A 25,216-nucleotide genomic window follows, 5' to 3' on the forward strand; every position below is an offset into this window, starting at 1 on the left:
CCGGCCATGTCGGAAAGTTCCCACAAAGGTTGTCGCGACCAGGCAAGTGGCATGGAAATTGGCCACCCGGGGCTGCTATAAAGGCAACCCGGCCAGCTTTAACGATAGTTTCACAATGCCATCGGCGCGTGACTATTGTGCCGCGCCCCTTCCAAAGAATACTAGTGTCCCGACATGAGCCAACAATTCCAACATGATGTCCTGGTGATCGGCAGCGGCGCCGCCGGTCTCAGCCTGGCACTGAACCTCCCCGGCCACCTGCGAGTCGCCGTACTCAGCAAGGGCGACCTGGCCAACGGCTCGACCTTCTGGGCCCAGGGCGGTGTCGCGGCGGTACTGGACAATACCGATACCGTGCAGTCGCATGTCGAGGACACGCTCAATGCCGGCGGCGGTCTGTGCCATGAAGAGGCGGTGCGCTTTACCGTCGAGCACAGCCGCGAAGCCATCGAGTGGTTGATCGAGCAAGGCGTGCCCTTTACCCGCGACGAGCACTACAGCGTCGACGACGGCGGCTTCGAGTTCCACCTGACCCGCGAAGGCGGCCATAGCCACCGACGTATCATCCACGCCGCCGACGCCACCGGTGCAGCCATCTTCACCACGCTGCTGGAGCAGGCCCGCAAACGCCCGAACATCCAGTTACTGGAGCAACGCGTGGCGGTCGACCTGATCACCGAACGCCGCCTCGGCCTGCCCGGCGAGCGCTGCCTGGGCGCCTACGTGCTCGACCGCAACACCGGCGAAGTGGACACCTTCGGCGCGCGCTTCACCGTGCTGGCTACTGGCGGCGCGGCCAAGGTCTACCTGTATACCAGCAACCCCGATGGCGCCTGCGGCGACGGCATCGCCATGGCCTGGCGGGCCGGCTGCCGGGTGGCGAACCTGGAGTTCAACCAGTTTCACCCGACCTGCCTGTACCATCCACAGGCCAAGAGCTTCCTGATCACCGAAGCCCTGCGCGGCGAAGGCGCGCTCCTGCGCTTGCCCAATGGTGAGCGTTTCATGCCACGCTTCGACCCGCGTGAAGAACTGGCCCCGCGCGACATCGTCGCCCGCGCCATCGACCACGAGATGAAGCGCCTGGGCGTGGACTGCGTATACCTGGACATCACCCACAAACCGGTCGACTTCATCAAGAGCCACTTCCCCACCGTGTACGAGCGTTGCCTGGCGTTTGGCATCGACATCACTCGCCAGCCGATCCCGGTGGTACCGGCGGCGCACTACACCTGCGGCGGGGTGATGGTCGACGACCGTGGCCACACCGACGTGCCGGGCCTGTACGCCATTGGCGAAACCAGCTTCACCGGCCTGCACGGTGCCAACCGCATGGCCAGCAACTCGCTGCTGGAATGCTTTGTCTATGGCCGTGCCGCTGCGTCCGACATCCAGGCGCACCTGGATGAAGTGGCCATGCCCAAGGCCCTGCCCGGCTGGGATGCCAGCCAGGTCACCGACTCGGACGAGGATGTGATCATTGCGCACAACTGGGACGAACTGCGGCGCTTCATGTGGGACTACGTCGGCATCGTGCGCACCAGCAAGCGCCTGCAGCGAGCGCAGCACCGCATTCGCCTGCTGCTGGACGAAATCGATGAGTTCTATAGCAACTACAAGGTCAGCCGCGACCTGATCGAATTGCGCAACCTGGCGCAGGTGGCCGAGCTGATGATCCTGTCGGCCATGCAGCGCAAAGAAAGCCGCGGGCTGCATTACACCCTGGATTACCCGGGGATGCTGGACGAGGCCAAGGACACCATTCTAAGCCCGCTCTGAAATCGGCGTCACCTTCTTCGCGGGCTCGCCCGCTCCCACAGGAACTCCACTGCCTTGCAGTCTTGCGCAGTACCTGTGGGAGCGGGCAAGCCCGCGAAGAAGCCAACTCGGTATGACGCTATGCCCGGCTCACCTCTGCCCACCTGCGCCGGCTGAACTTCAGCCGCACCCGCAAGCGCCGGTGCTCATCAGCCCCCAACGCATCACGCGGTACGCATTGGCTCCGCCCCAACCAGCACCCGGCCCGCACAAAGCGCAACACTACAAGCCCTGGCAACGCCACACTGTCCCGGCACAAGCGCACCGGCTGCCAGCCACGGGCACGGCTGAACACCTGCCAACCGCGCACATCACGGCGCAAGCCAACAACAGCATGTTCATGCGTCAGCAAAATACGTCGGGGAATGGCCCAGCCAGCGTGGGCAATACAGGTAGCGACAACAGCAAGGGTCAACCACCCGGGCAGCGGGCTCGCCCATACGGCGAACCACGCCAGTACCTGGCAACCCAGGTAGGCCGCCAGCAGCAGGCGCGAGCCTTGCCAGCGGCACTCGAAGCACTCACTTGGGCTGGACACGGTCCAGGATGATGCGGACCATGCGCTGCAGCTCCGGGTCTTCGGACTCGGTGCGCTCCATGAACCAGCCGAACATGTCCTGATCCTCGCAGCTCAACAGACGCACGTAGAGTTCGCGGTCGGTCTCGTTGAGCGTGGGGTAGACTTCCTGGGTGAAAGGCACCAGCAGTACGTCCAGTTCCAGCATGCCGCGGCGGCTGTGCCAGAAAAGCCGGTTGAGTTCAGTTTGTTCGACCATGGGGCCCTCCTCGAATGGCCCGCCAGTATACAGCCAGGCGAGCGAAGCGACACCGGGCGTTGGTCTAGTCACCTACCTATTTTGTTACCGGCGTTCTATGATGGCCGCCAGTCTTTAGCCACCGCGATGACCCATGGCCGATTCCGCTTTCTTCTGCCCCCTGTCCCACGAGGGCATCCTCGCCGTCCGCGGCTCCGATGCAGGCAAGTTCCTGCAGGGCCAGCTGACCTGCAACATCAACTACCTCAGCCAGGAACACGCCAGCCTCGGCGCCCGCTGCATGGTCAAGGGGCGCATGCAGTCGAGTTTCCGCATCCTGCCCGAAGGCAACGGCTACCTGCTGGCCATGGCCAGCGAGCTGCTCGACGCCCAGCTGGCAGACCTGAAGAAGTACGCCGTGTTCTCCAAGGCCACGCTGACCGATGAAAGCGCTGCCTGGGCACGCTTCGGCCTGCAAGGCGGCGATGCGGCGCTGCAGGCGCTGGGGCTCGATGTGCCTGCAGCAGCTGGCAGCACCGTGCGCCACGACGGGTTGATCGCCATTGCCGTGTCCGCTGGCCGCGTGGAGCTGTGGGTGCCTGCGGAGAACGCCGCCAGCATTTGCCAGGCGCTGGCCGCCGCATTGCCCGAAGGCAGCCTCAACGACTGGCTGCTGGGGCAGATTCGTGCCGGGATCGGCCAGGTCATGGGGCCGACCCGCGAGCTGTTCATCCCGCAGATGATCAACCTGCAGGCCGTGGACGGCGTCAGCTTCAAGAAAGGCTGCTACACCGGCCAGGAAATTGTTGCGCGCATGCAGTACCTGGGCAAGCTCAAGCGCCGCCAGTACCGCCTGGCACTGGACCAGCAGGCAATTCCGGCCCCGGGCGCCGAGATCTTCTCGCCCACCCATGGTTCGTCTGTCGGTGAAGTGGTCATGGCTGCCGGCAACGGCGCAGGCTGCGAACTGCTCGCGGTGCTCAGCGCCGAAGCGGTGGAAGACGACAACCTGCACCTGGGCAGCCTTGAAGGCCCGCGCCTGCAGGTGCTGACCCTGCCCTACGAACTGGACCGCGACCGGGAAATCCAACGCTGACCAGCCTGCCCCGCCGACGTGGCGGGGCCGCACCACCACTGCGGTAGACACGCCCATGAACAAGCTGGCCGAGATGGTTCAAGCACAGTTGCTCGATGCCATCGAAAAGGATGACCTGGTCCTGCCGACCCTGCCCGAGGTTGCCTTGAGCATCCGCGAGGCAGCGGAAGACAGCGAGATCAGCGTAGCGGCCCTGAGCAAGGTGATCGGTCGCGATGCGGCCCTTTCAGCGCGCCTGATCAAGGTCGTCAACAGCCCGCTGCTGCGCGCGGCGGTCGAGGTCACCGACCTGCACACCGCCATCACGCGGCTGGGCATCAACTACAGCTGCAACCTGGCCATTGGCCTGGTGATCGAGCAGATTTTCCATGCCCGCGCGCCGGCGGTTGAGCAAAAACTGCGCGACATCTGGGCCAACAGCCTGGATGTGGCGGGTATCAGCTACGAAATCTGCCGCCGGTACACGCAACTCAAGCCCGACCAGGCCACCCTCGGCGGGCTGGTCAACCAGATTGGCGCGCTGCCGGTGCTGATCTATGCCGAAGAGCACAACGAACTGCTGTCCGACCCGGTGTGCCTGCATTATGTGATCGAGCAGATCCAGCCGGTGCTGGGCGACAAGATCCTCAAGGCCTGGGAGTTTCCGGAGCAACTGGTCAATCTGCCGAGCCAGGTACAGGACCTGGACCGACAGACCGGCAAGATCGACTACATCGACATCGTGCAGATCGCCCGCTGCATCAGCCAGCCCGGGCGCCACCGGCCGCTGGCGGCACTACCGGCATACCGCCACCTGGGCTTGCCGTTTGGTACCGAGCTGGAAGTGGATGAACTGATCGAGGCGCGGAGCATGTTGCGCTGACCGGTGTCAGCCTGTGCCGGCCTCTTCGCGGGTATAGCGCAGCCTTCAGCAGCGGCGCGGTCCCTGTGGGAGCGGGTTTACCCGCGAAAGGGCCGGTACAGGCAACACATCAATCCGCGATAAAACTCACCCGCACCCGCAACCCGCCCTTCGCACCGTCATGCAGGCTCACCTGCGCCAGGTGCGCCCGGCAGATCTCGCCAACGATCGCCAGGCCAAGCCCACTGCCCTGCGCACTGCGCCGGTAGAAGCGCTCGAACACCCGCTCACGCTCGGCCTCGGGAATCCCCGGCCCGTCGTCCTCCACCTCCAGCACCGCCGGCGCCAGCACCCGCAAGATCACGTTGCCGCCCGCCGGCGTATGGGCCAGGGCATTGTCCACCAGGTTGCTCAACAGCTCGTTGAGCAGCGTCGGCTCACCCTTCAGCCACACCGGCGCCTCGGCCTCCAGGGCCAGCGCTACCCCGCGCTTGTGCGCCAGCGGTGCCATCGCCATGCCCAGCTCACGAGCCAACTGGCCCAGGTCCAGGCGCTGCGCGCCGCCTTCGGCAATCGCCCGGGCGCCGTTCTCGACCCGCGCCAGCGACAGCAACTGGTTGGCCAGGTGGGTCAGCCGATCAGTGCCCTGGGCGGCAGCCTCCAGCGTCTGCCGCCACTCCTGCGGCTCGGCCGAACGCAAGCCCAACTCGATCCGCGCCTTCAGCGCGGCCAGTGGTGTGCGCAACTCGTGGGCTGCATCGGCGATGAACTGCGCCTGGCGCTCGAACTGGCCGCGCAAACGCTCGGTGAAGTGGTTCAAAGCCCGCACCAGCGGGCTCAGCTCACGCTGCACCTGCACCACCGGCAAGGCCCGCAGGTCGTCCGGCTGGCGCTCTTCCACCGCGGTGCGCAGGCGCTCCAACGGCCGCAACGCGGCACTCACGGCAAACCACACCATCACCAGCGCGCCCAGCGCCAGCATGCCCAGGCGCAGCAGGGTGTCGGCCATCAAACCACGGGCCATGCGTATCCGCGCTTCCTCGGTTTCGGCCACACGGATTTCCGCCATGCCGTTCATGTTCGGCTCGCTCACTGGCTTCAGCAGGCTGACCACGCGCACGTCCTGGCCCAGATAGGTGGCGTTGTAGAACCGCGCCAACGCCGGGTAGTCGTCGGTACGTGGCGTGCCCGGCGGCGGCGCTGGCAGGTTCTCGTAACCGGAAATCAGCCGCTGCTGGATGTCCAGCACCTGGTAGTAGATGCGCCCGGCACTGTCGTAGGCGAAGGTGTCCAGGGCCACGTAGGGCACATCCGCGCTCAGCGAACCATCCCGCTGGGACAGGCCCGCGGCAATGGTCCGCGCCGAGGCCAGCAGGGTCCGGTCGTAGGCAGTGTCAGCAGCCTCGCGACCGTTCCAGTAGGCGCTCAGGCCGCTGGCCAGCATCAGCACCACCAGCAGCAAGGCCAGGTTGCCGAGCAAGCGCCCGCGCAGGCTGCCGTTGTCACGCATCGCGGTGCTCGAGCAGGTAGCCCAGGCCACGGAAGGTGACAATGGCCACCGGCTGGCCGTCGAGCTTCTTGCGCAGGCGGTGGATGTAGATTTCGATGGCGTCGGGGCTGGCCTCTTCATCCAGGCCGAACACCTGGGCGGCCAGTTGCTCCTTGCTCATCACCCGGCCCGGACGGGCGATCAGCGCTTCCAGTACGCTTTGCTCGCGTGAGGTCAGGGTCAGGTTGTCGCCACCCAGCGTGAAGCGCCGGGTGTCCAGGTCGTACACCAGCGGCCCGCAGCGTTGCTGGCGCTCGCCACCGAGCACGCTGCGGCGCAGCAGGGCCTTGACCCGTGCTTCCAGCTCGGTCAGCTCGAACGGTTTGGCCAGGTAGTCGTCGGCGCCCAGGTTAAGACCGTGGACCCGGTCCTTGACGTCGCTGCGTGCGGTCAGCATCAGCACCGGCAGGGTCTTGCCACGGCCACGCAAGCGCGCCAGCACCTCGAAGCCGTCCATGCGCGGCAAGCCGACATCCAGCACGGCCACGGCGTATTCCTCGCTGGCCAGGGCCAGGTCGGCGGCCACGCCGTCATGCAGCACATCAACGGTCAGGCCATGGCTCTTCAAGGCCTGGGCCACGCTTTCGGCCAGTTGCAGGTGGTCTTCGACCAGCAGCACACGCATCGGAATCTCCCTGCTCGGGTGGGACGGTGGCGCGGAGTGTACCGCTGTCGGCAGGCCTGTGAAGCCCCTGTCGACAAACCTTTCACGCTGAAAGGTTAGCGAAAGGTTGGTTACCTAGCATCGCACCACGGTCGCCCTTCGCGCCGAAAAAAGCACCAGCAAGGTGCAACGAATAAGAACAATAAACGGAGCCATCAGTGATGCTGTCATTGCAGCCGCAGGCGTTTGCGCCTACCCGTCCCTTTGCCGCACGCCCCTCCGCCATCGCCAGCGCCCTCGCGCTTGCCGGTGTCGCCCCGCTGAGCCAGGCCGCCTTCTTCGAAGACAGCACGGCCACCTTCGAAACCCGCAACATGTACTTCAACCGCGACTTCCGCGACGGCACCAGTGCGCAGCAATCCAAGCGCGACGAGTGGGCCCAGGGCTTCATGCTCAACTTCGAGTCTGGCTACACCGATGGCACCGTGGGCTTCGGCCTGGATGCGCTGGGCATGCTCGGCATCAAGCTCGACTCCAGCCCCGACCGCACCGACACCGGCCTGCTGCCGACCCACGATGACGGCAAGGCCGCCGACGAATACTCCAAGCTCGGCCTGACCGGCAAGGTGAAGGTGTCGCAGACCGAACTGAAGATCGGCACCCTGATCCCCGAACTGCCGACCCTGCAGCCCAACGACGGGCGCATCCTGCCGCAAACCTTCGAAGGTGGCCTGCTCACCTCGAAGGAGGTCAAGGGCCTGACCTTCACCGGCGGCCGACTGGACAAGGCCAAGGACCGCAACGACACCAACTGGGAAGACCTGGCCCTGAACAACAAGAACGGCCGTTTCGGTGGCTCGTTCAGCGCCGATAACCTGGACCTGGCCGGCCTCGACTACCAGTTCACCGATCGCATCACCGGCAGCTACCACTTTGCCCAGCTCGACGATATCTACCGCCAGCACTTCATCGGCATGGTCGCCACCCAGCCGTGGGGCCCGGGTACCTTCGGCGCCGACCTGCGCCTGGCCGTGAGTGACGACGCCGGCGCCGCCAAGGCCGGCAACATCGACAACACCACTGTCAACGGCATGCTCAGCTACGCCCTGGGCGGGCACAAGGTCAGCGCCGCCTGGCAGCAGCTGTCCGGCGACAGCGCCTTCCCGTACGTCGATGGTGCCGACCCGTACCTGGTCAACTTCGTCCAGATCAACGACTTCGCCGGCGCCGACGAGCGCTCCTGGCAAGCGCGCTACGACTACAACTTTGCCGCACTCGGCGTACCCGGCCTGACCTTCATGACCCGCTACATCAGCGGCGACAACGTCAGCCGCGCCGCCGGTGGCGAGGGCAAGGAGTGGGAGCGCAACACCGAACTGAAGTACGTGGTACAAAGCGGCCCGTTGAAGAACGTCGCCGTGCGCCTGCGCAACGCCACCTTCCGCTCCAACTTCGCCCGCGACGCGGACGAGGTACGGCTGCTGGTGAGCTACAGCGTGGCGCTGTGGTAACCCCATAGCGATAACTTGATAACAACAACGCTCACGGAGATTGACGATGACCTTTTCACTGCGCCGCCTCGTCCTCGCTACCGGCTGCCTGCTGCTGGCCGGCAACGCCCTCGCTGCCGAACCTAAACGCCCCGAATGCATTGCCCCCGCCTCGCCCGGTGGTGGCTTCGACCTGACCTGCAAGCTGGTACAAAGCGCCCTGGTGCAGGAGAAGATTCTCAGCAAGCCGATGCGCGTCACCTACATGCCCGGTGGTGTCGGCGCGGTGGCCTACAACGCCGTGGTCGCCCAGCGCCCGGCCGATGCCGGCACCCTGGTGGCCTGGTCCAGCGGCTCGTTGCTGAACCTGGCCCAGGGCAAGTTCGGCCGCTTCGACGAGAACGCCGTGAAATGGCTGGCCGCCGTCGGCACCAGCTACGGCGCCATCGCGGTGAAGAGCGACTCGCCCTACAAGACCCTCGACGACCTGGTCGCAGCGCTGAAAAAAGACCCGAGCAAGGTGGTGATCGGCTCTGGCGGCACCGTGGGTAGCCAGGACTGGATGCAGACGGCGCTGATCGCCAAGGCCGCCGGCATCAACCCGCGCGACCTGCGCTACGTGGCGCTGGAAGGCGGCGGCGAAATTGCCACGGCGTTGCTGGGCGGGCATATCCAGGTCGGCTCGACCGACATCTCCGACTCCATGCCACACATTCAGAGCGGCAACATGCGCATCCTCGCGGTGTTCTCGGAAAAGCGCCTGGACGAGCCCGAGATGAAAGACATCCCCACCGCCAAGGAACAGGGCTACGACATCGTCTGGCCAGTGGTGCGCGGCTTCTACCTGGGGCCAAAGGTGAGCGACGAGGATTACGCCTGGTGGAAGCAGTCGTTCGACAAGATGCTGGCCTCGGAAGACTTCGCCAAGCTGCGTGACCAGCGCGAGCTGTTCCCGTTCGCCATGACCGGCGAAGAGCTGGACGGCTATGTGAAGAAGCAAGTGGCTGACTACAAGGCGCTGGCCAGGGAATTTGGCCTGATCCAGTAACACTGGCCGGAGTCACCACAATCCCTGTGGGAGCGGCCTTGTGCCGCGATGGGCCGCACGGCGGCCCCTGTATCAGCCGATGCGATGCTTCAGACAGATCGCAGTGGCAGGTTTGCGGCCGCTTCGCGCCCGATCGCGACGCAAGGCCGCTCCCACAGGATTTGCATCTCGCTTGAGCGATCCCAACGAGGACTCTCTGATGATCCTGCAACGCATCTTCGCCCTGGCCCTGCTGGCGGTGTGCGCCGCCCTGGCCGTGATGGCCTGGCCTTACCAGGCGGCGTTTTCCTATGAACCGGTGGGCCCGCGCGCCTACCCGCTGTTGATGCTCGGCCTGATGGGCCTGGGCCTGCTGTACCTGGTGTTCCGCCCCACGCCCATCGTGCGCAAGGACGACGAGCCGGAACTGGACCGTGAAACCCTGACCAAGATCGCCGCCTGCGTCGGCCTGCTGATCGTTTTCGCCAGCACCTTCGAAGCCTTGGGCTTCATCCTCAGCGCCATCCTGGTCGGCGTGCCCATGGCCCGCCTGTACGGCGGCCGCTGGCTGCACAGCTTCATCGTGGTGGCGGGCATGAGCCTGTTCCTCTACTGGCTGTTCGACCGCGTCATGGACGTGCCCCTGCCCCTTGGCCTGCTGAGCGCACTGGAGAACTGACACATGGATACCTTGAGCTACCTGGGCCAGGGCTTCGGCGTCGCCCTGTCCCCCTACAACCTGGTCACCGCCCTGTCCGGCACGCTGATCGGTACCGTGGTCGGCCTGCTGCCGGGCCTGGGCCCGATCAACGGCGTGGCCCTGCTGATCCCCATCGCCTTCGCCCTCGGCCTGCCGCCGGAATCGGCGCTGATCCTGCTGGCGGCGGTGTACCTGGGCTGCGAGTACGGTGGGCGCATCAGTTCGATCCTGCTGAACATCCCCGGCGAAGCCTCGACGGTAATGACCACCCTCGACGGCTACCCGATGGCCCGCAATGGCCTGGCGGGCGTCGCGCTGTCGCTGTCGGCCTGGAGTTCGTTCATCGGTGCGCTGATTGCCACCTGCGGCATGGTGCTGTTCGCCCCGCTGCTGGCGAAATGGGCAATCGCCTTCGGCCCGGCTGAGTACTTCGTGCTGATGGTGTTCGCCATCGTCGCCCTTGGCGGCATGGCCGGCGACAAGCCGTTGAAAACCTTCATTGCCGCACTGATCGGCCTGTTCCTGTCGGCAGTCGGTATCGATGCCAACAGTGGCGTGTACCGCTTCACCGGCGACAGCGTGCACCTGGCCGACGGCATCCAGTTCGTGGTGCTGGTGCTGGGCCTGTTCTCCATCAGCGAAATCCTCCTGCTGCTGGAAAAGACCCACCATGGCCACCAGGCGGTCAAGGCCACCGGGCGCATGCTGTTCAACCTCAAGGAAGCGGCGTCGGTGTTCATGGTCAATATCCGCTGCGGCCTGCTGGGCTTCATCATGGGTGTGCTGCCAGGTGCCGGTGCAACACTGGCGAGTGCCGTGGCCTACATGACCGAAAAACGCCTGGCAGGTGAAAAAGGCCAATTCGGCAAGGGCGACGCCCGTGGCCTGGCCGCCCCGGAAACCGCCATTGGCGCCTCCTGCTGCGGCGCCCTGGTACCGATGCTGACCTTGGGCGTACCCGGCTCGGGCACCACCGCGGTGATGATCGGCGCACTGACCCTGTACAACATCACCCCTGGCCCACTGTTGTTCGAACAGCAGCCAGACATCGTCTGGGGCCTGATCGCCTCGCTGTTCATCGCCAACATCATGCTGGTGATCCTCAACATCCCGATGATCCGCATCTTCACCCGCATCCTCGCCGTGCCGAACTGGGCGCTGGTGCCGGTGATCGCCATCATCACGGCGATCGGCGTGTATGCAGTGCATGCCACCACCTTCGACCTGTTCCTGATGGTCGGCATCGGCATCATGGGCTATATCCTGCGCAAGCTCGACTTCCCGCTGTCGCCGATTCTGCTCGGCTTCATCCTCGGAGGGCTGATGGAGCAAAACCTGCGCCGGGCGCTGTCGATCTCCAACGGCGAACTGGGCATCCTCTGGTCGAGCCCGATCAGCATGTCGGTGTGGGTACTGACCCTTTGCATGCTGACCCTGCCGCTGCTGCGTATCTGGCGCAAACGCAGCCTGCAGCGCCGGGCGATGGCCGATGCCTGATCGCTGGTTGCCGTTGTTTGTCGCAACCGGGCTGGTCGGCCTTGCTGGCGGTTTTGCCGCCAGCAAGGTCGGCTGGCCTTTGCCGTGGATGGTCGGCTCGCTGCTGGCGATCATCCTGGTACGCTGCCTGACACGCTGGCAGCTGCCGGAAATCCCCAATGGCCGCAAGTGCGGGCAGTGGATCATCGGCATCGGCATTGGCCTGCACTTCACCCCGGCGGTGATCGAGCAGGTGGCCAGCCATTTCGCACTGATCTTCTTCGGCGCACTGTTCACCACCCTGTCCAGCGTGATCAGCGTATGGCTGCTGCGGCGCAGCGGTGAGGATCGTGCCACTGCGTTCTTCGCCAGCATGCCGGGCGGTTCGGGGGAGATGGTCAACCTTGGCGCGCGCAATGGCGCAGTGCTCAGCCAGGTGGCGGCGGCGCAGAGCCTGCGCGTACTGGCGGTGGTACTGTGCGTGCCGGCGCTGTTCAAGTTCCTGCTGGGTGACGGGGTGCCGTTGAATCACACCGGCAGCGTGAACTGGGGCTGGCTGGCATTGATTGCCCCGCTGGGCATTGCCGCTGCGTTGCTCTGGCAGCGTTTGCGCCAGCCCAACCCGTGGTTGTTCGGGCCATTGCTGGTGGCAGCGACGGTGAGCCTTGCCGGCAACCTGCAGATTGCCCTGCCCAATGGCGCCAGCCAGATCGGCCAGTGGCTGATCGGCAGCGGCCTGGCCTGCCACTTCAACCGGGCGTTCTTCCGCCGCGCCCCCTGGTTCCTTGGGCGTACCCTGGTGGCCACGGCGTTGTGCATGGCGATTGCCGGCAGTGCGGCCTGGGTATTGAGCGTGATGAGCGGGCTGGATTTGCGTTCGCTGACGCTAGGGATGATGCCGGGCGGGATTGCCGAGATGAGCCTGACGGCAGAGACCCTGCAGTTGTCGGTGCCGCTGGTGACGGCACTGCAGGTGATGCGCTTGTTGTTCGTGCTGTTTCTGGCGGAGCCGTTGTTCCGGGTGTGGAATGCAACCCCGGAATGACTGTGACGGCCTCTTCGCGGGTAAACCCGCTCCCACAGGGACCACACAGGCCCTGAGGGTAGCGCTGTACCTGTGGGAGCGGGTTCACCCGCGAAGAAGGCGACGCGGTCTTTCAGGTGATCACAGCGGCGGCAACGCCCAGTTGATCGGCGCCAGCCCGCGCTGCTGGAGGAAACTGTTGGCCCGGCTGAAATGCCCGCACCCCAGGAACCCACGGTAAGCCGACAACGGCGACGGATGCACCGACTTCAGCACCAGGTGCTTGGTCCCGTCGATCAGCTTCTGCTTGCTTTGCGCATGCGAGCCCCACAACAGGAACACCACGTTCGGGCACTGCTCGCTGACCACCTGGATGACCCGGTCGGTAAAGAACTCCCACCCCTTCTTGGCATGCGACGCGGCATTGGCGCGCTCCACGGTCATGGTCGTGTTGAGCAACAGCACACCCTGCTCGGCCCAGCTCTGCAGGTAGCCATGATTGGCAATCGGGATGTTCAGGTCGCGCTGCAGCTCCTTGTAGATGTTGACCAGCGACGGTGGCGTGGCCACGCCCGGCTGCACCGAGAAGCACAGGCCATGGGCCTGGCCCGGCCCGTGGTAAGGGTCCTGGCCGAGGATGACCACCTTCACCTGGTCCAGCGGCGTCGAGTTGAGGGCATTGAAGATCAACGGCCCTGGCGGGTAGATCTCTTTGCCGGCGGCGTATTCGCTGCGCAGGAACTCGCGCAGCTGATGCATGTAGGGCTGGTCGAATTCGGCGCGCAAGGCGGCCTTCCAGCTGGGTTCGAGTTTGATGCGATCGTCGTCAGTCATGGGGCCTTCCATAAACAATGGCGCGACACTAGGTAAGCCCTTCCCGCTTGTCAAACGATCCGACCGACGACCGGCATGTTCGGCCAGGCAAGCCATACTTGTGCGATGACTTGCGCGAGGTTGTCCATGGCCATTCATTGCGAGGTACTCACCGGCGCCGATGGCGCCCGCATCGGCATCGCCACCCTGGATGCGCCCAAGGCGCTCAATGCGCTGAACCTGCCGATGATCGAGGTATTGGGCGAACAGTTGCACGCCTGGGCTCGCGACCCGGGGATCGTCTGCGTACTGCTACGCGGCAACGGTGCCAAGGCCTTCTGCGCCGGCGGCGATGTGCGTGCGCTGGTACAAGCCTGCCGCGACCACCCCGGCAGCGTGCCGCCGCTGGCCGCCGCCTTCTTCGCCGCCGAATACCGCCTGGACTTCGCCCTGCATACCTATCCCAAGCCGCTGCTGTGCTGGGGCCATGGGCATGTGCTGGGCGGTGGCATGGGCCTGCTGCAGGGCGCCAATGTGCGCATCGTCACCCCCAGCAGTCGGCTGGCCATGCCGGAAATCAGCATCGGCCTGTACCCGGACGTGGGCGCCAGCTGGTTCCTTGCCCGCCTGCCGGGCAAGCTGGGGTTGTTCCTCGCTCTGACGGGCGCGCCGATCAATGCCCACGACGCCCTTGACCTGGACCTGGCCGACCGCTTCCTGGGCGAACACCAGCAAGATGCGCTGATCGAGGAACTGCTGCAATTGAACTGGCAGGAACAGACCGCCCTGCAACTGAACAGCCTGCTCAAGGCCGAACAGCACCGCGCCTGCGCCGAGTTGCCTGAAGCCCAGTGGCTGCCGCGACGGCAGGTGATCGATCAGTTGCTTGACGTGGCCGATGCCGCCGCCGCCTGGCGCGCGCTGGAGGGGCTCAAGCACCACGACGACCCGCTGCTGGCAGATGCCGGCCAGCGGTTGCATGAAGGTTGCCCGCTGACCGCCCACCTGGTGTGGGAACAAATTCGCCGGGCACGGCACCTGTCGTTGGCGCAGGTGTTCCAGATGGAATACAGCATGAGCCTGAACTGTTGCCGCCACCCGGAATTCAGCGAAGGTGTGCGGGCGCGCTTGCTGGACAAGGACAACCAGCCGCGCTGGCACTGGCCCGATGTGGCGCAAGTGCCGGCGGCGGTGGTCGAGGCGCATTTTGCCAAGGTGTGGGAGGGGCGGCATCCGCTGGCGGATCTCGGGTAGCTTCGAGAGTCTGGGGCTGCTTTGCAGCCCATCGCGACACAAGGCCGCTCCCACAGGTACAGCGCTGGTTTCGAATGCTGCGCTGTACCTGTGGGAGCGGCCTTGCGTCGCGATTGGGGCGCAAAGCGCCCCCGGTTTTCAATTCACCTACCGCTGCCAGTTCCCCCCTTGCCCGTGCCCACGCCGCCCGTCCCAACGCCGGTCACCGTCCCCCCGCCCGTTGGAGTGCCAACGGTCATTCTGGTAGCGCTGGCTGCCACCGCGATAATCATGACGGTCCCGGTCGCGCCCATAGTCATACCGCTGGCGGTTGCCATAGTCATGGCGCGGGTTGCCATGCCACTGCTGCATCCGCGGCTGCGGATAAGACCGGTAATGAGGCGCTGGCGCCGAGCGGTAGTAGTAGCGCGGCGCCGGCTGATAGTAATAGCGCGGTTGCGGCGTCACGTAATAACGGTCATAGCGGTAATAATCCGGTGATACATAACGGTCGGAATAGTAGTGGTCAGACCGGTAATAGCCCCCGCTCTCGTAGTACGGAACGCAGGCGGAAGTCATCAGCCCCAGCAGGGCGATCAACAGGATTCGATAGAACATGGCGGCCTCCTGGACCGCTGGAGTGCCCGAACAGCGGCGCTGGCGAGCGTCGATGTGAAATGCGATCATCGACATCGAATAAGACAGTGGCGCCGAAGTGCAGTGCCATTTCTGCAACAATTTGATACATGTGAGCGGCAGCCATGCATGACAACCAGCACTGCCCCGCCTGTGGTGCCCTCAACCAGTGCAGCCTGGCCGACCCGCGTCGGGCCACCCAGACCTGCTGGTGCTTCGGCGTGAGCATCGACCCTGCCGTGCTCCAGGCCCTGCCCGCCGAGCTGCGCGACAAAGCCTGCCTGTGCCCGCGCTGCGCCGCCGTTGAAGAACAACTCCGCTCACCCGCTTCCCACTGACCGTTTGCCATGCGCCTCGACCGTTTCCTCGCCAACCTGCCCAACCACAACCGCCAGCAAGTCCGCCTGATGCTGGCGCAACGCCGCGTGCGGGTAGATGGCCAAGTGGTCAGTGACCCGCTGGCCGAGGTGCGCGAATTCAGCCGTGTGGAGCTGGACGACCAGTTGCTGCAGGCTGGCCGCCCGGCGCGCTACCTGATGCTGCACAAGCCCACTGGCTGTGTCAGCGCCACCCAGGACCCGCAACACCGCACCGTGCTCGACCTGCTGCCCGCCGCGTTGCGTGAGGACCTGCACATTGCCGGGCGCCTGGACTTCAACACCACCGGCCTGATGATCCTGACCAACGATGGCCAGTGGTCACGGCGGCTTACCCAGCCCGCGACCAAGCTGCCCAAGCACTACCTGGTGGAAACCGAGGACGAGATTGGCGAGCACTATGTGGCCAAGTTCCTCGAAGGTTTCTACTTCGCCTTCGAAAACCTCACCACCCTGCCCGCCCAGCTGGACATCCTGGGGCCGCGCCAGGCGCGGCTGGCAATCGTCGAAGGGCGATATCACCAGGTCAAGCGCATGTTCGGCCATTTCGACAACAAGGTAGTGGGGTTGCATCGCGAGAGCATGGGGGCGATCCGGCTGGACCCGGGGTTGGCGCCAGGGGCATTTCGTGAGCTCACGGCGGATGAAATAGCCACGGTCTAGTCAGCCTGTTCCTGCCTCTTCGCGGGCACGCCCGCTCCCACAGGTACACCCCTGGCCTCCGGGCTGGTGTGATCCCTGTGGGAGCGGGCGTGCCCGCGAAGAGGCAGGAACAGACCGCACGGGGTGCGTCATACGACCGCCCAGCGGCAAAAGTCACATTTTCCCCCGAACGGCACTTGCGGGATTCCCCACCCACTGCTTGAATCCAAATCGTCAGTCTGCATGTGACTACCAAGTCACGATTGCGGTCGAAGACACCTTTTGTCGGCCACCCGGGGCCTCGATGCCTTGGGGCACGGCAAATTGCCCGCCAAAAACAATACCGTCGACGCACGTGCCAAGGATCGACACAGGGCCCCCCGGTTTCTCTTCAGGCAAATGCCTACCTGTCATAAAGAACGTGCACCCTAGGTGACGCGAATACCCTTTTTGCGCCAGGAGTCGATGACATGAGGCCAGAAATCGCTGTACTTGATATCCAAGGTCAGTATCGGGTTTACACGGAGTTCTATCGCGCGGATGCAGCCGAGAAAACGATCATCCTGATCAACGGCTCGCTGGCCACCACGGCCTCGTTCGCCCAGACGGTACGTAATCTGCACCCGCAGTTCAACGTAGTACTGTTCGACCAGCCATACGCGGGCAAGTCCAAGCCTCACAATCGCCAGGAACGCCTGATCAGCAAGGAGACCGAAGCACATATCCTCCTTGAGCTGATCGATCACTTCCAGGCAGACCACGTGATGTCGTTCTCGTGGGGTGGCGCAAGCACACTGCTGGCGCTGGCGCACCAGCCGCGGTACGTGAAGAAAGCGGTGGTAAGCTCGTTCTCGCCGGTGATCAACGAACCGATGCGCGATTACCTGGCCCGTGGCTGCCAGTACCTGGCCGCCTGCGACCGCTATCAGGTCGGCAACCTGGTCAACGACACCATCGGCAAGCACCTGCCATCACTGTTCAAGCGCTTCAACTACCGGCACGTCAGCAGCCTGGACAGCCACGAGTACGCGCAGATGCACTTCCACATCAACGAAGTGCTGCAGCACGACCTGGAACGGGCCCTGAATGGCGCGCGCAACATCGACATCCCGGTGCTGTTCATCAACGGCGACCGCGATGAATACACCACGGTCGAAGATGCCCGGCAGTTCAGCAAGCATGTGGGCAAGAGCCAGTTCAGCGTGATCCGTGACGCGGGCCACTTCCTCGACATGGAAAACAAGGCCGCCTGCGAGGACACCCGCAGCGTCTTGCTCGGCTTCCTCAAGCCGACCGTGCGCGAGCCCCGTCAACGCTACCAGCACGTACAACAGGGGCAGCATGCATTGGCCATCTGAGCGCATCGGCGCCCCGTAGGTGATACCCGCAGGCTATGGGGTGCCGACAAGCTTTTTTATAACTTGGGCTTCTAATTCGTGGAGGGTTCTGGTAAAAAGTGCAGCGCAGATGCGGGTATAGTTTAGTGGCAAAACGAAAGCTTCCCAAGCTTTAGTTGAGGGTTCGATTCCCTCTACCCGCTCCACATCGCATTACCGCATGGCGTTCCATTAACGTCATCGCTGTCAAAAGGAGCCTTGGCTCCTTTTTTCGTTTCTGCCCCCTCCGTTGACCTGTCCCATGGCCATTTGCCTGCCGATCCGCTTCAATGCGTGGATGGTTTCGTGAAACATTTCGAAAGGACGACGCATGTTTCTCTCCCGCTGGCTACCGGGCCTTGCCAACCTGCTGCACTACCGCCGCGAGTGGTTCCACGCCGACTTGCAGGCTGGCCTCTCGGTGGCGGCGATCCAGATTCCCATTGCCATCGCCTACGCGCAGATCGTCGGCCTGCCGCCGCAGTACGGCCTGTACGCCTGCGTGCTGCCGATGATGGTCTACGCCCTGATCGGCAGCTCACGCCAGCTGATGGTTGGCCCCGACGCCGCCACCTGCGCGATGATCGCCGGCGCCGTGGCGCCGTTGGCCATGGGCGAGCCGCACCGGATTGCCGAACTGTCGGTGATCGTCACCCTGCTGGTCGGGGTAATGCTGATCGCTGCCGGCGTGGCCCGGGCCGGGTTCATCGCCAGCTTCTTCTCGCGGCCGATCCTGATCGGCTATCTCAACGGCATCGGCCTGAGCCTGATCGCCGGGCAGTTGTCCAAGGTGGTGGGGTTCAAGATCGAGGGCGACGGCTTTATCCTCAGCCTGATCAACTTCCTCCAGCGCCTGGGCGAAATCCACTGGGTGACGCTGCTCATCGGCATCGCCGCACTGGGCCTGCTGATCTGGCTGCCACGGCGCTACCCGCGCCTGCCCGCGGCACTAACGGTAGTGGCGCTGTTCATGCTGCTGGTCGGCCTGTTCGGCCTCGATCGCTTCGGCGTCGCCATACTCGGTCCGGTACCTGCCGGCATCCCGCAGCTGGCCTGGCCACACAGTAACCTGGCAGAAATGAAAAGCCTGCTGCGCGATGCCCTGGGTATCGCCACCGTCAGCTTCTGCAGCGCCATGCTCACCGCACGCAGCTTTGCCGCCCGGCACGGCTACGCGATCAACGCCAACCACGAATTCGTCGCCCTGGGCGTAAGCAACCTGGCAGCCGGGGTTTCCCAAGGCTTTGCCATCAGCGGCGCCGACTCGCGCACTGCGGTCAACGACATGGTCGGTGGCAAAAGCCAGCTGGTGGGCATCATTGCTGCGCTGGTCATCGCCCTGATCCTGCTGTTCTTCACCGCACCGATGGCGTGGATCCCGCAGGCTGCGCTGGGCGCCGTGCTGCTGATGGCCGGCTGGGGGCTGATCGATATCAAGTCGCTTAGGCACATCCGCCGCCTGAGCCGCTTCGAGTTCTGGCTGTGCCTGCTTACCACGGTTGGCGTGCTGAGCCTGGGCGTGCTGCCCGGCATCGTGTTTGCCGTGACCCTGGCGATCCTGCGCCTGCTGTACAGCATCTACCAGCCCACCGACGCGGTACTGGGCTGGCTGCCGGGCACCGAAGGCCAGGTGGACATCCACAAACACAAGGATGCCCGTACCGTGCCAGGCCTGGTGGTATACCGCTTCGACGACGCGATCCTGTTCTTCAACGCCGACTACTTCAAGATGCGCCTGCTCGAAGCGGTGCAGAGCCAGGACCAGCCCAAGGCCGTGCTGTTCGACGCCGAAGCGGTAACCAGTATCGACGTCAGCGGCATCGCCGCCCTGCGCGAGGTACGCGACACCCTGGCGGCCCAGGGCATCTTCTTCGCCATCGCCCGCGCCCGCGGCACCTTCCTGCGCATGCTGGTGCGCTCGGGGATGGCAAGGGAGATGGAAGACAAACTGCTGTTCGGCTCGGTGCGGGCGGGCATCCGCGCGTATCGGCTGTGGCGTAACAGGAGTCGCAGTGTGAAGGTGGCTGAGCAAGGTTGAAGAGATGCATTGTTGCCACTGCCCCTGTCGCCGGCTAGCCAGCTCCCACAGGTACTGCCCTCGAATTCAGTGCAGTACCTGTGGGAGCGGGTTCACCCGCGAAGAGGCCGGCATTGCCGACACAAGGCCCTTGCCTGGATACAACCCTCGCACACCTTGCATGACATGCTAAAGTCGCCCCCGTTCCCGCTCCACCCAACGGACCCCAGCATGCCCGCACTCGACGCCACCCTCACCCCCTGGCCAGAACTCGCCGCCCTACACCCTTGCGACGCACTACTGCTGGGCAACGGCGCCAGCCGCGCGCTGTGGAAGCCGTTCGGTTACTTCTCGCTGTTCGAGGAAGCGCAACGCGCCGGTCGCAAGAAAGGCCTGGCCGTCAGCGACCAGGCATTGTTCAAGTCGCTGGGCACGGAACTGTTCGAGCCGGTACTCAGCACCCTCAACACCACAGTGCGCGCCAACGCCGCACTGGCCATCAACTCCACCGCGCCGCTGAACCGCTACTACTCGATCAAGGAAGCGCTGATCCACGCCGTACGCACGGTGCATCTGCCGTGGCCACTCATGCCGGCGGCCACCCTGGCAACCCTCAACCAGGCCCTGCGCGGCTACCGCAGCGTCTACACCAGCAACTATGACCTGCTGCTACCCTGGGCCGTGCGACACGCCCCGCACGGCTTCGCCGAACTGTTCGACGAGCAAGGTTTCTTCGACGTGCGCCGCACCAGCGGCAAAGGCACCCGGGTGCTGCACCTGCATGGTGGCCTGCACCTGCTGAAGCTGCCCGACGGCACCACCCGTCAACGCAGCGCCGACAGCGCCGAACTGCTCGATGGTTTTGCCGTGAACATCCCGGGCGAAGTGCCGCTGTTCGTCAACGAAGACCGCAGCGACGAGAAACTGCGCGCCATCCGCAACTCGGATTACCTGGGCTGGTGCCTGGGGCAACTGGCGCGGGAAAGCCAAGGGCTATGCCTGTTCGGGCAGCACCTGGACAGCAGTGACCAGCACCTGCTCGAAGCCATCCGGCTGGCCCGACCGACGCATCTGTCGATTGCCATAAGGCCGTTGAGCGAGGCATCGGTGATCAACCAGAAGCAGCATTTCATCGATCGCTTCGGGGATATGCCGGGGACAGCGCTGCATTTCTTTGATGCCGGTACGCATCCGTTGGGGCAAGCAGCGCTGGCTATTGAAGCACCGCTCACCCACAGGTGAAATGAACCCATCAGGGGCCGCTTTGCGGCCCATCAAGGCGCCGATGCCGTTGTCACCTGCACGGCCGGGCCAACTGCAATGGGCTCGGGCATCGCCACATCGCCGCCCATCTGGCGGATTTGCCGAATCTGCTGGACCCTGTTCAGGTTTTCCCAGGCGATGGGATAGTGCCCCGGCGACAACTCGATGGCGCTGCGGAAAAACTGCTCGGCCACATCCAGCTTGCCTTCCACCAGGCAGACATAGCCGACATCATTGCTGGCTTCGGCACGCTTTTCGACCTGTTCGAAGGCAGACACAGCCTCCTCATAGCGCCCCATGCGAGCCAGCAGCAACCCATAGTTGCGCCAAAGCGGTTTGTAGGTCCCGTCGTAGCTCACGCCACGTTTGTAGCGTAGCTCGGCATCGGCCCATTGCCCGGCCATGTAGTAGGAATACCCCAGGCTGTTCTGCACCAACGCCGAACGTGGATCGATGAGCTCGGCCAGGCGGTAGTACGTCTGCGCCTCGGCGAAGTTGTCGGCCAGATCCGCGAGCACCCCCAGCCCGTTGTAGGCCTTGAGCGGTGACTTGCTGTCGACCCTGAGCGCAGCCGCCCCTGTCTGGGTATTGGCCGGGTCCTTGGTGAAGCGCTGCTGATCCACGGCAACTGCCTTCAACAGCATCGCCTTGGCTTGCTCATGTTTACGCATGGACAGATTCAGCAGGCCCATTTCGGTCAGGGCATCGGGGTTTTCAGGTGCCTTGCCCAGCACCTCGGTGAAGGCCATCTCGGCCAGCTGGTTATTGCCGCGTTCGCGGTGGATACGGCCAACCCAGACCAGCGCCTCATAACGTTCGGGTGCCAGCTCAAGGACGCGCAAGTACTGGTACAGCGCCTGGTCCAGGTCACCGGCCTGGTAAGCCATTGCCGCCACCTGCATCGCCTGGTCGGGCGAGTTGCTTTGCGACTGCACCTGGTAGAGCACCGAATTGCCAGCGGAGTAGACAGAACGTACACCATTCAGGTCTGGCCCCGTGCTCTGGCAACCTGAGAGCACGGCTATCATCGTCAACAGCAAGCTGATCCTGTTCATGTCATGGCTTCCCGAACGTTTTAAGTATCCCGATGATCACCGGGCCGATGGCTACCAGAAAGAAGCTTGGCCACAGACAGAAAATTAGCGGAAAAACCAGCTTTGTCCCGATTTTCGCGCCCATTTCCTCGGCGGCCTGCATGCGCCGGTCACGAAACTCCTCGGCATAGATGCGCAAGGTAGCCGCTACGCTGGTACCGAAGCGGATGCTCTGGGCCAACAAGCTCACCAGGCCCTGGATGTCTTCCAGACCGGTGCGATCAGCCAGTTGCCTGAGCGCTTCGGTACTGGAAATGCCGGCGCGGATCTGCGCATTGACCAACGCCAGTTCCTCGGCCAGCTCGGCCTGGCTGACCGCCATTTCTTCGGCCACCCGCTCGATAGCCTGGGGTAACGCCAGGCCCGACTCCACGCACACCACCATCAGGTCCAGGGCGTCAGGAAAGGCCGCACGCAACCGCCCCTGCCGAGCCGTCTTGCGCTTGTCGACATACATTGCCGGCAATAGCCATCCGCTAGCAGCCCCCATGGCCACCACTCCCATGCCCGTCATCAGGGAAAGGTTCGGAACCAGTGGCAATACCAACAGCGAAACGCCTACCAGCAGCAACGGCAACAGCAAACGCACTGCCCAATACACCTGTACCGCCGACGCCGAACCATAACCCGCGTGGGTCAACAGGGTTCGAGTGGCTGACACCTGTCCATCCGTAGACGGGGTAACGCGCCGACCAACCCGCTCCAGTAGAAGCTGAAGGTTTCCTGGCGCCTCCCGCCCGGGCGCAGCGCTGGAGTGGTCACGCTTGATCAATGCAAGACGGCGTTGCAGCGGGCTCTGCAACCCCAGCACAAGCAACGTCACGGTGATGACCGCAATGACCGTGCTCATCCCGATCGCACCGACGATCAGCAGGCGTGCCAATGCCTCGTTGTCCGTCACCCCACTCAACAAACCGAGCAAATAGTCCATGACCGACGCCCCCATGCGAGAACTGCCTAAATCTGGATACGGATAATTTTACGAATCCAGAAAATCCCCACCAACATTGAGCCAAAAGCCCCCATGACCAACATTTGCCCAGTGGGATCCTTGATCAGTAACGTCAGGTAGTCCGGGCTCGTGATAATGATCGCTGCCGCCAACAGGAAGGGTATGGCCACCAACACCCAAGCCGACATACGCCCTTCGGCCGACATGGTCTTGACCTTGCGCTGAAAGCGGAAACGCCCGCGGATCAGGTTGCTCAGGCGCTCCAGTACTTCGGTCAGGTTGCCGCCGGTCTCTCGGTGAATGAGGATCGAGGTGACCAGCATCATCACCGTCATGCTGGGCATCCGCTCCAGCAGGCCAAGCATGGCCCGGCGCACATCATTTCCGTAGTTGATATCGGCGAAGGTCAGGCCGAATTCCTGCGCCACCGGCCCCTTGTGTTCCTCTGCCACCAGGCGCAGGGTTTCATTGAAGGGGTGTCCGGCGCGCAATGCCCGGCACATGGCCTCCAGCGCATCCGGCAAACCCTCTTCGAACTGGGCGAAACGCTTGCCACGGTCATGGGTGATTTTCAGCAGCGGCAGCCAGAACGCCACGAACGCAGCCGCCAGCGCCAACCACCAGTAAGGAAAGAACAGCCAGGCCAGCATCCCGGCAGCCGCTGCCAGCACGAGCCCCAACAGCAGTACCCGATAGGCCCGGTACTCATGCCCGGCCTGCTCGATCATTTGCGTCAGCGTCGCCATGAAGGGTAACTGCTCGAGCCACGCCTCCAGCGGCGACAAACGAGTCAGGTATTTCTGCCGCAACACGGTCTGCATGTTCGGCAGATGGCTTGCGCGCTCCAGGATCACCAGTCGGCTGCGAATACGTTTACGTACCTTGCCCGCCTCGCCGAACACCGGCACCACCAACCCTTGGCTGAGGAGAAACACGGCAATGAACACCATGCCGAGAAATATCAGGATGTATTCACCGGGTATCTGGCTCATGGCTGACGAGCCTCCATCCATTCAGGCCTGAACATCGTCAGCGGCAGTTCGATCCCGCGCTTGGCCAAGGCATCGCGAAAGGCCGGGACCATGCCACTCGGCCGGAAGTCGCCAAGCACCTGGCCCTGCTCGCCCACACCATTGCGGACAAAAGAGAAGATCTCGGTCATGGTGATGATTTCGCCTTCCATGCCGTTGATCTCCTGCACGCTTACCAACCGCCGCTTGCCGTCTTCCTGCCGCTCCAGCTGGATCACCACATCGATGGCCGATGCGATCTGCTGACGCATGGCCTTGATCGGGAACGTGGCGCCAGACATCAGGACCATGTTCTCGACCCGGCCCAACGCATCGCGCGCGGTGTTGGCGTGGATGGTAGTCAGTGAGCCATCGTGGCCGGTGTTCATCGCCGTCAGCATGTCCAGCGCCTCGGCACCACGCACCTCACCGATCACGATACGGTCCGGGCGCATCCGCAGGCTGTTGCGCACCAGCTCCCGCTGGCCCACCTCGCCGCGCCCCTCGATGTTCGCAGGCCGTGTTTCCAGGCGCACCACATGTGGCTGCTGCAGTTGCAGCTCGGCAGAGTCCTCGATGGTGACAATGCGCTCGTTGTGGGGAATGAAACTGGACAGCACATTGAGCATGGTGGTCTTGCCACAGCCGGTGCCGCCCGAGATCAGCACGTTCAGCCGGCCCCGCACGATCGCCTTGAGCAGCAACGCGATGGCCGGGGTCAGGGCGCCCGCCTGGATCAGGCTGTCGGTATTGAGCAGGTCCACCGCAAAGCGGCGGATCGAGATACTTGGCCCATCGATGGCCAGCGGCGGGATGATCGCATTGACCCGCGAACCATCCTTGAGGCGGGCATCGACCAACGGCGAAGACTCGTCGATACGCCGGCCGAGGCTGGAGACGATGCGGTCGATAATGTTGAGCAGGTGCTGATCGTCGCGAAAACGCACATCGGTGCGCTGCAACTTGCCGAACCGCTCGACGTACACCGAGTCATGCCCGTTGACCAGAATGTCGGACACCGTGTGGTCGGCCAGCAGCGGCTCCAGCGGGCCAAGGCCAAGCACTTCATCGGTGATCTGCTTGATGATCAGCTGGCGGCTGACAGAGCTCACCGGCGCCGAATGCTCATCGAGCAGACGTTGGCAGATATCGCGGATCTGCCGCACGGCCTCGGCCTGCTCGAGCGAGTCGAGCAAGGACAAGTCCATGACCTTGAGCAGTTGCTGATAGGTCTTCTCCCGCCACTCGGCTTCCACCTGGGTGACCTGGCTTCTGGTTTCAAAAAGAACGTCCGGCGCTGAATGCTCCCAGGCCATCATCGCCTCAGCCGGATCCTTCGCAGCGCCACCCTGCTTCGACGGCGTCGATGCCTCGGGGGTGACTGCCTGTTTGCGCAAACGGTTACGGAAATCGCTAAGCATGG

Annotated in this window: 24 protein-coding genes and 1 tRNA gene; 15 read left to right on the forward strand and 10 right to left on the reverse strand. The window is 64.0% G+C overall.

What is annotated here, in order from left to right; all coding sequences use genetic code 11:
* Positions 1 to 174: 174 nt before the first annotated feature.
* Positions 175 to 1,779 carry an L-aspartate oxidase gene (gene nadB / locus MKK04_RS21125; protein WP_241105954.1) on the forward strand — a complete coding sequence of 535 codons (1,605 nt, stop codon included), beginning with the start codon at positions 175 to 177 and terminating at the stop codon, positions 1,777 to 1,779.
* 118 nt (positions 1,780 to 1,897) lie between these two features.
* Here nadB and MKK04_RS21130 read toward each other — a convergent pair whose 3' ends face one another.
* Positions 1,898 to 2,356 (reverse strand): protein YgfX, encoded by a 459-nt coding sequence (locus MKK04_RS21130; RefSeq protein ID WP_241105955.1) that lies wholly within the window; start codon positions 2,354 to 2,356, stop codon positions 1,898 to 1,900.
* On the reverse strand, positions 2,340 to 2,594 hold the full coding sequence (locus MKK04_RS21135) for an FAD assembly factor SdhE (RefSeq protein ID WP_003252043.1): 255 nt from the start codon (positions 2,592 to 2,594) through the stop codon (positions 2,340 to 2,342). Before MKK04_RS21135 ends, MKK04_RS21130 begins: the two co-directional genes overlap by 17 nt.
* 133 nt (positions 2,595 to 2,727) lie before the next feature.
* On the opposite strand from MKK04_RS21135, the gene ygfZ reads away from it, so the two are divergent.
* Both ygfZ and MKK04_RS21145 read left to right on the forward strand, forming a co-directional pair.
* Complete coding sequence (ygfZ, locus tag MKK04_RS21140) at positions 2,728 to 3,669, forward strand: CAF17-like 4Fe-4S cluster assembly/insertion protein YgfZ (protein WP_241105956.1); 942 nt, start codon at positions 2,728 to 2,730, stop codon at positions 3,667 to 3,669.
* A 55-nt stretch (positions 3,670 to 3,724) separates the two neighbouring features.
* Positions 3,725 to 4,531, forward strand: coding sequence for an HDOD domain-containing protein (locus MKK04_RS21145; RefSeq protein WP_207833003.1), 807 nt, complete (start codon positions 3,725 to 3,727; stop codon positions 4,529 to 4,531).
* A gap of 109 nt (positions 4,532 to 4,640) precedes the next feature.
* On the opposite strand, the gene MKK04_RS21150 is transcribed toward MKK04_RS21145, so the two are convergent.
* Positions 4,641 to 6,020, reverse strand: a complete 1,380-nt coding sequence (locus tag MKK04_RS21150) for a sensor histidine kinase (protein ID WP_207833005.1) — start codon at positions 6,018 to 6,020, stop codon at positions 4,641 to 4,643.
* Positions 6,013 to 6,684 carry a response regulator gene (locus MKK04_RS21155; protein ID WP_063913183.1) on the reverse strand — a complete coding sequence of 224 codons (672 nt, stop codon included), beginning with the start codon at positions 6,682 to 6,684 and terminating at the stop codon, positions 6,013 to 6,015. The genes MKK04_RS21150 and MKK04_RS21155 overlap by 8 nt, the downstream gene beginning before the upstream one ends.
* A 200-nt stretch (positions 6,685 to 6,884) precedes the next feature.
* Between MKK04_RS21155 and MKK04_RS21160 the strand changes: the two genes are divergently transcribed.
* The 5 genes from MKK04_RS21160 (at position 6,885) to MKK04_RS21180 (ending at position 12,401) form a co-directional block, all read left to right on the forward strand.
* Positions 6,885 to 8,174, forward strand: coding sequence for an OprD family porin (locus MKK04_RS21160; protein ID WP_207833022.1), 1,290 nt, complete (start codon positions 6,885 to 6,887; stop codon positions 8,172 to 8,174).
* A gap of 46 nt (positions 8,175 to 8,220) precedes the next feature.
* A complete protein-coding gene (locus MKK04_RS21165) occupies positions 8,221 to 9,201 on the forward strand; it encodes a Bug family tripartite tricarboxylate transporter substrate binding protein (protein ID WP_207833007.1) in 981 nt (326 codons plus the stop codon).
* A gap of 199 nt (positions 9,202 to 9,400) precedes the next feature.
* A complete protein-coding gene (locus MKK04_RS21170) occupies positions 9,401 to 9,859 on the forward strand; it encodes a tripartite tricarboxylate transporter TctB family protein (RefSeq protein WP_207833009.1) in 459 nt (152 codons plus the stop codon).
* Positions 9,860 to 9,862: 3 nt separating this feature from the next.
* Positions 9,863 to 11,377 (forward strand): tripartite tricarboxylate transporter permease, encoded by a 1,515-nt coding sequence (locus MKK04_RS21175; RefSeq protein ID WP_207833012.1) that lies wholly within the window; start codon positions 9,863 to 9,865, stop codon positions 11,375 to 11,377.
* Positions 11,370 to 12,401: an AbrB family transcriptional regulator gene (locus tag MKK04_RS21180; protein ID WP_207833014.1), complete on the forward strand. Its 1,032-nt coding sequence runs from the start codon at positions 11,370 to 11,372 to the stop codon at positions 12,399 to 12,401. The genes MKK04_RS21175 and MKK04_RS21180 overlap by 8 nt, the downstream gene beginning before the upstream one ends.
* A 120-nt stretch (positions 12,402 to 12,521) precedes the next feature.
* Here MKK04_RS21180 and ung read toward each other — a convergent pair whose 3' ends face one another.
* Positions 12,522 to 13,214: a uracil-DNA glycosylase gene (gene ung, locus MKK04_RS21185; RefSeq protein ID WP_063913189.1), complete on the reverse strand. Its 693-nt coding sequence runs from the start codon at positions 13,212 to 13,214 to the stop codon at positions 12,522 to 12,524.
* Positions 13,215 to 13,340: 126 nt separating this feature from the next.
* Between ung and MKK04_RS21190 the strand changes: the two genes are divergently transcribed.
* Positions 13,341 to 14,447: an enoyl-CoA hydratase/isomerase family protein gene (locus MKK04_RS21190; RefSeq protein WP_233687025.1), complete on the forward strand. Its 1,107-nt coding sequence runs from the start codon at positions 13,341 to 13,343 to the stop codon at positions 14,445 to 14,447.
* A 147-nt stretch (positions 14,448 to 14,594) separates the two neighbouring features.
* On the opposite strand, the gene MKK04_RS21195 is transcribed toward MKK04_RS21190, so the two are convergent.
* Positions 14,595 to 15,044 (reverse strand): hypothetical protein, encoded by a 450-nt coding sequence (locus tag MKK04_RS21195; RefSeq protein ID WP_241105957.1) that lies wholly within the window; start codon positions 15,042 to 15,044, stop codon positions 14,595 to 14,597.
* 143 nt (positions 15,045 to 15,187) lie between these two features.
* Here MKK04_RS21195 and MKK04_RS21200 point away from each other — a divergent pair, with 143 nt between their 5' ends.
* The 6 genes from MKK04_RS21200 to MKK04_RS21225 all read left to right on the forward strand — a co-directional run bounded on the left by MKK04_RS21200 (position 15,188) and on the right by MKK04_RS21225 (position 20,716).
* Positions 15,188 to 15,400 (forward strand): cysteine-rich CWC family protein, encoded by a 213-nt coding sequence (locus tag MKK04_RS21200; RefSeq protein ID WP_233694162.1) that lies wholly within the window; start codon positions 15,188 to 15,190, stop codon positions 15,398 to 15,400.
* 9 nt (positions 15,401 to 15,409) lie between these two features.
* A complete protein-coding gene (locus MKK04_RS21205) occupies positions 15,410 to 16,102 on the forward strand; it encodes a pseudouridine synthase (protein ID WP_233694161.1) in 693 nt (230 codons plus the stop codon).
* Between the two features lie 449 nt (positions 16,103 to 16,551).
* Positions 16,552 to 17,439, forward strand: a complete 888-nt coding sequence (gene phaG, locus MKK04_RS21210) for a (R)-3-hydroxydecanoyl-ACP:CoA transacylase (protein ID WP_207836576.1) — start codon at positions 16,552 to 16,554, stop codon at positions 17,437 to 17,439.
* A gap of 111 nt (positions 17,440 to 17,550) precedes the next feature.
* Positions 17,551 to 17,624, forward strand: a tRNA-Gly gene (locus tag MKK04_RS21215).
* A gap of 164 nt (positions 17,625 to 17,788) precedes the next feature.
* The gene (locus tag MKK04_RS21220; protein ID WP_207836578.1) at positions 17,789 to 19,495 is read left to right on the forward strand and encodes a SulP family inorganic anion transporter; all 1,707 of its coding nucleotides are present in this window, start codon (positions 17,789 to 17,791) and stop codon (positions 19,493 to 19,495) included.
* Between the two features lie 210 nt (positions 19,496 to 19,705).
* Positions 19,706 to 20,716 (forward strand): DUF4917 family protein, encoded by a 1,011-nt coding sequence (locus tag MKK04_RS21225; protein WP_241105958.1) that lies wholly within the window; start codon positions 19,706 to 19,708, stop codon positions 20,714 to 20,716.
* A gap of 32 nt (positions 20,717 to 20,748) precedes the next feature.
* On the opposite strand, the gene MKK04_RS21230 is transcribed toward MKK04_RS21225, so the two are convergent.
* Genes MKK04_RS21230 through MKK04_RS21245 form a run of 4 tightly spaced genes read right to left on the reverse strand, consistent with a single transcriptional unit; the run spans position 20,749 to position 25,214 of the window.
* Positions 20,749 to 21,792, reverse strand: a complete 1,044-nt coding sequence (locus tag MKK04_RS21230) for a tetratricopeptide repeat protein (protein WP_207836582.1) — start codon at positions 21,790 to 21,792, stop codon at positions 20,749 to 20,751.
* Between the two features lies 1 nt (position 21,793).
* Positions 21,794 to 22,762 (reverse strand): type II secretion system F family protein, encoded by a 969-nt coding sequence (locus tag MKK04_RS21235; RefSeq protein WP_207836585.1) that lies wholly within the window; start codon positions 22,760 to 22,762, stop codon positions 21,794 to 21,796.
* Between the two features lie 26 nt (positions 22,763 to 22,788).
* Positions 22,789 to 23,775 (reverse strand): type II secretion system F family protein, encoded by a 987-nt coding sequence (locus MKK04_RS21240; RefSeq protein ID WP_241105959.1) that lies wholly within the window; start codon positions 23,773 to 23,775, stop codon positions 22,789 to 22,791.
* Positions 23,772 to 25,214 (reverse strand): CpaF family protein, encoded by a 1,443-nt coding sequence (locus MKK04_RS21245; protein WP_233687029.1) that lies wholly within the window; start codon positions 25,212 to 25,214, stop codon positions 23,772 to 23,774. The genes MKK04_RS21240 and MKK04_RS21245 overlap by 4 nt, the downstream gene beginning before the upstream one ends.
* Positions 25,215 to 25,216: the final 2 nt, after the last annotated feature.

Source organism: Pseudomonas sp. LS.1a, assembly GCF_022533585.1.
Classification (GTDB): domain Bacteria; phylum Pseudomonadota; class Gammaproteobacteria; order Pseudomonadales; family Pseudomonadaceae; genus Aquipseudomonas.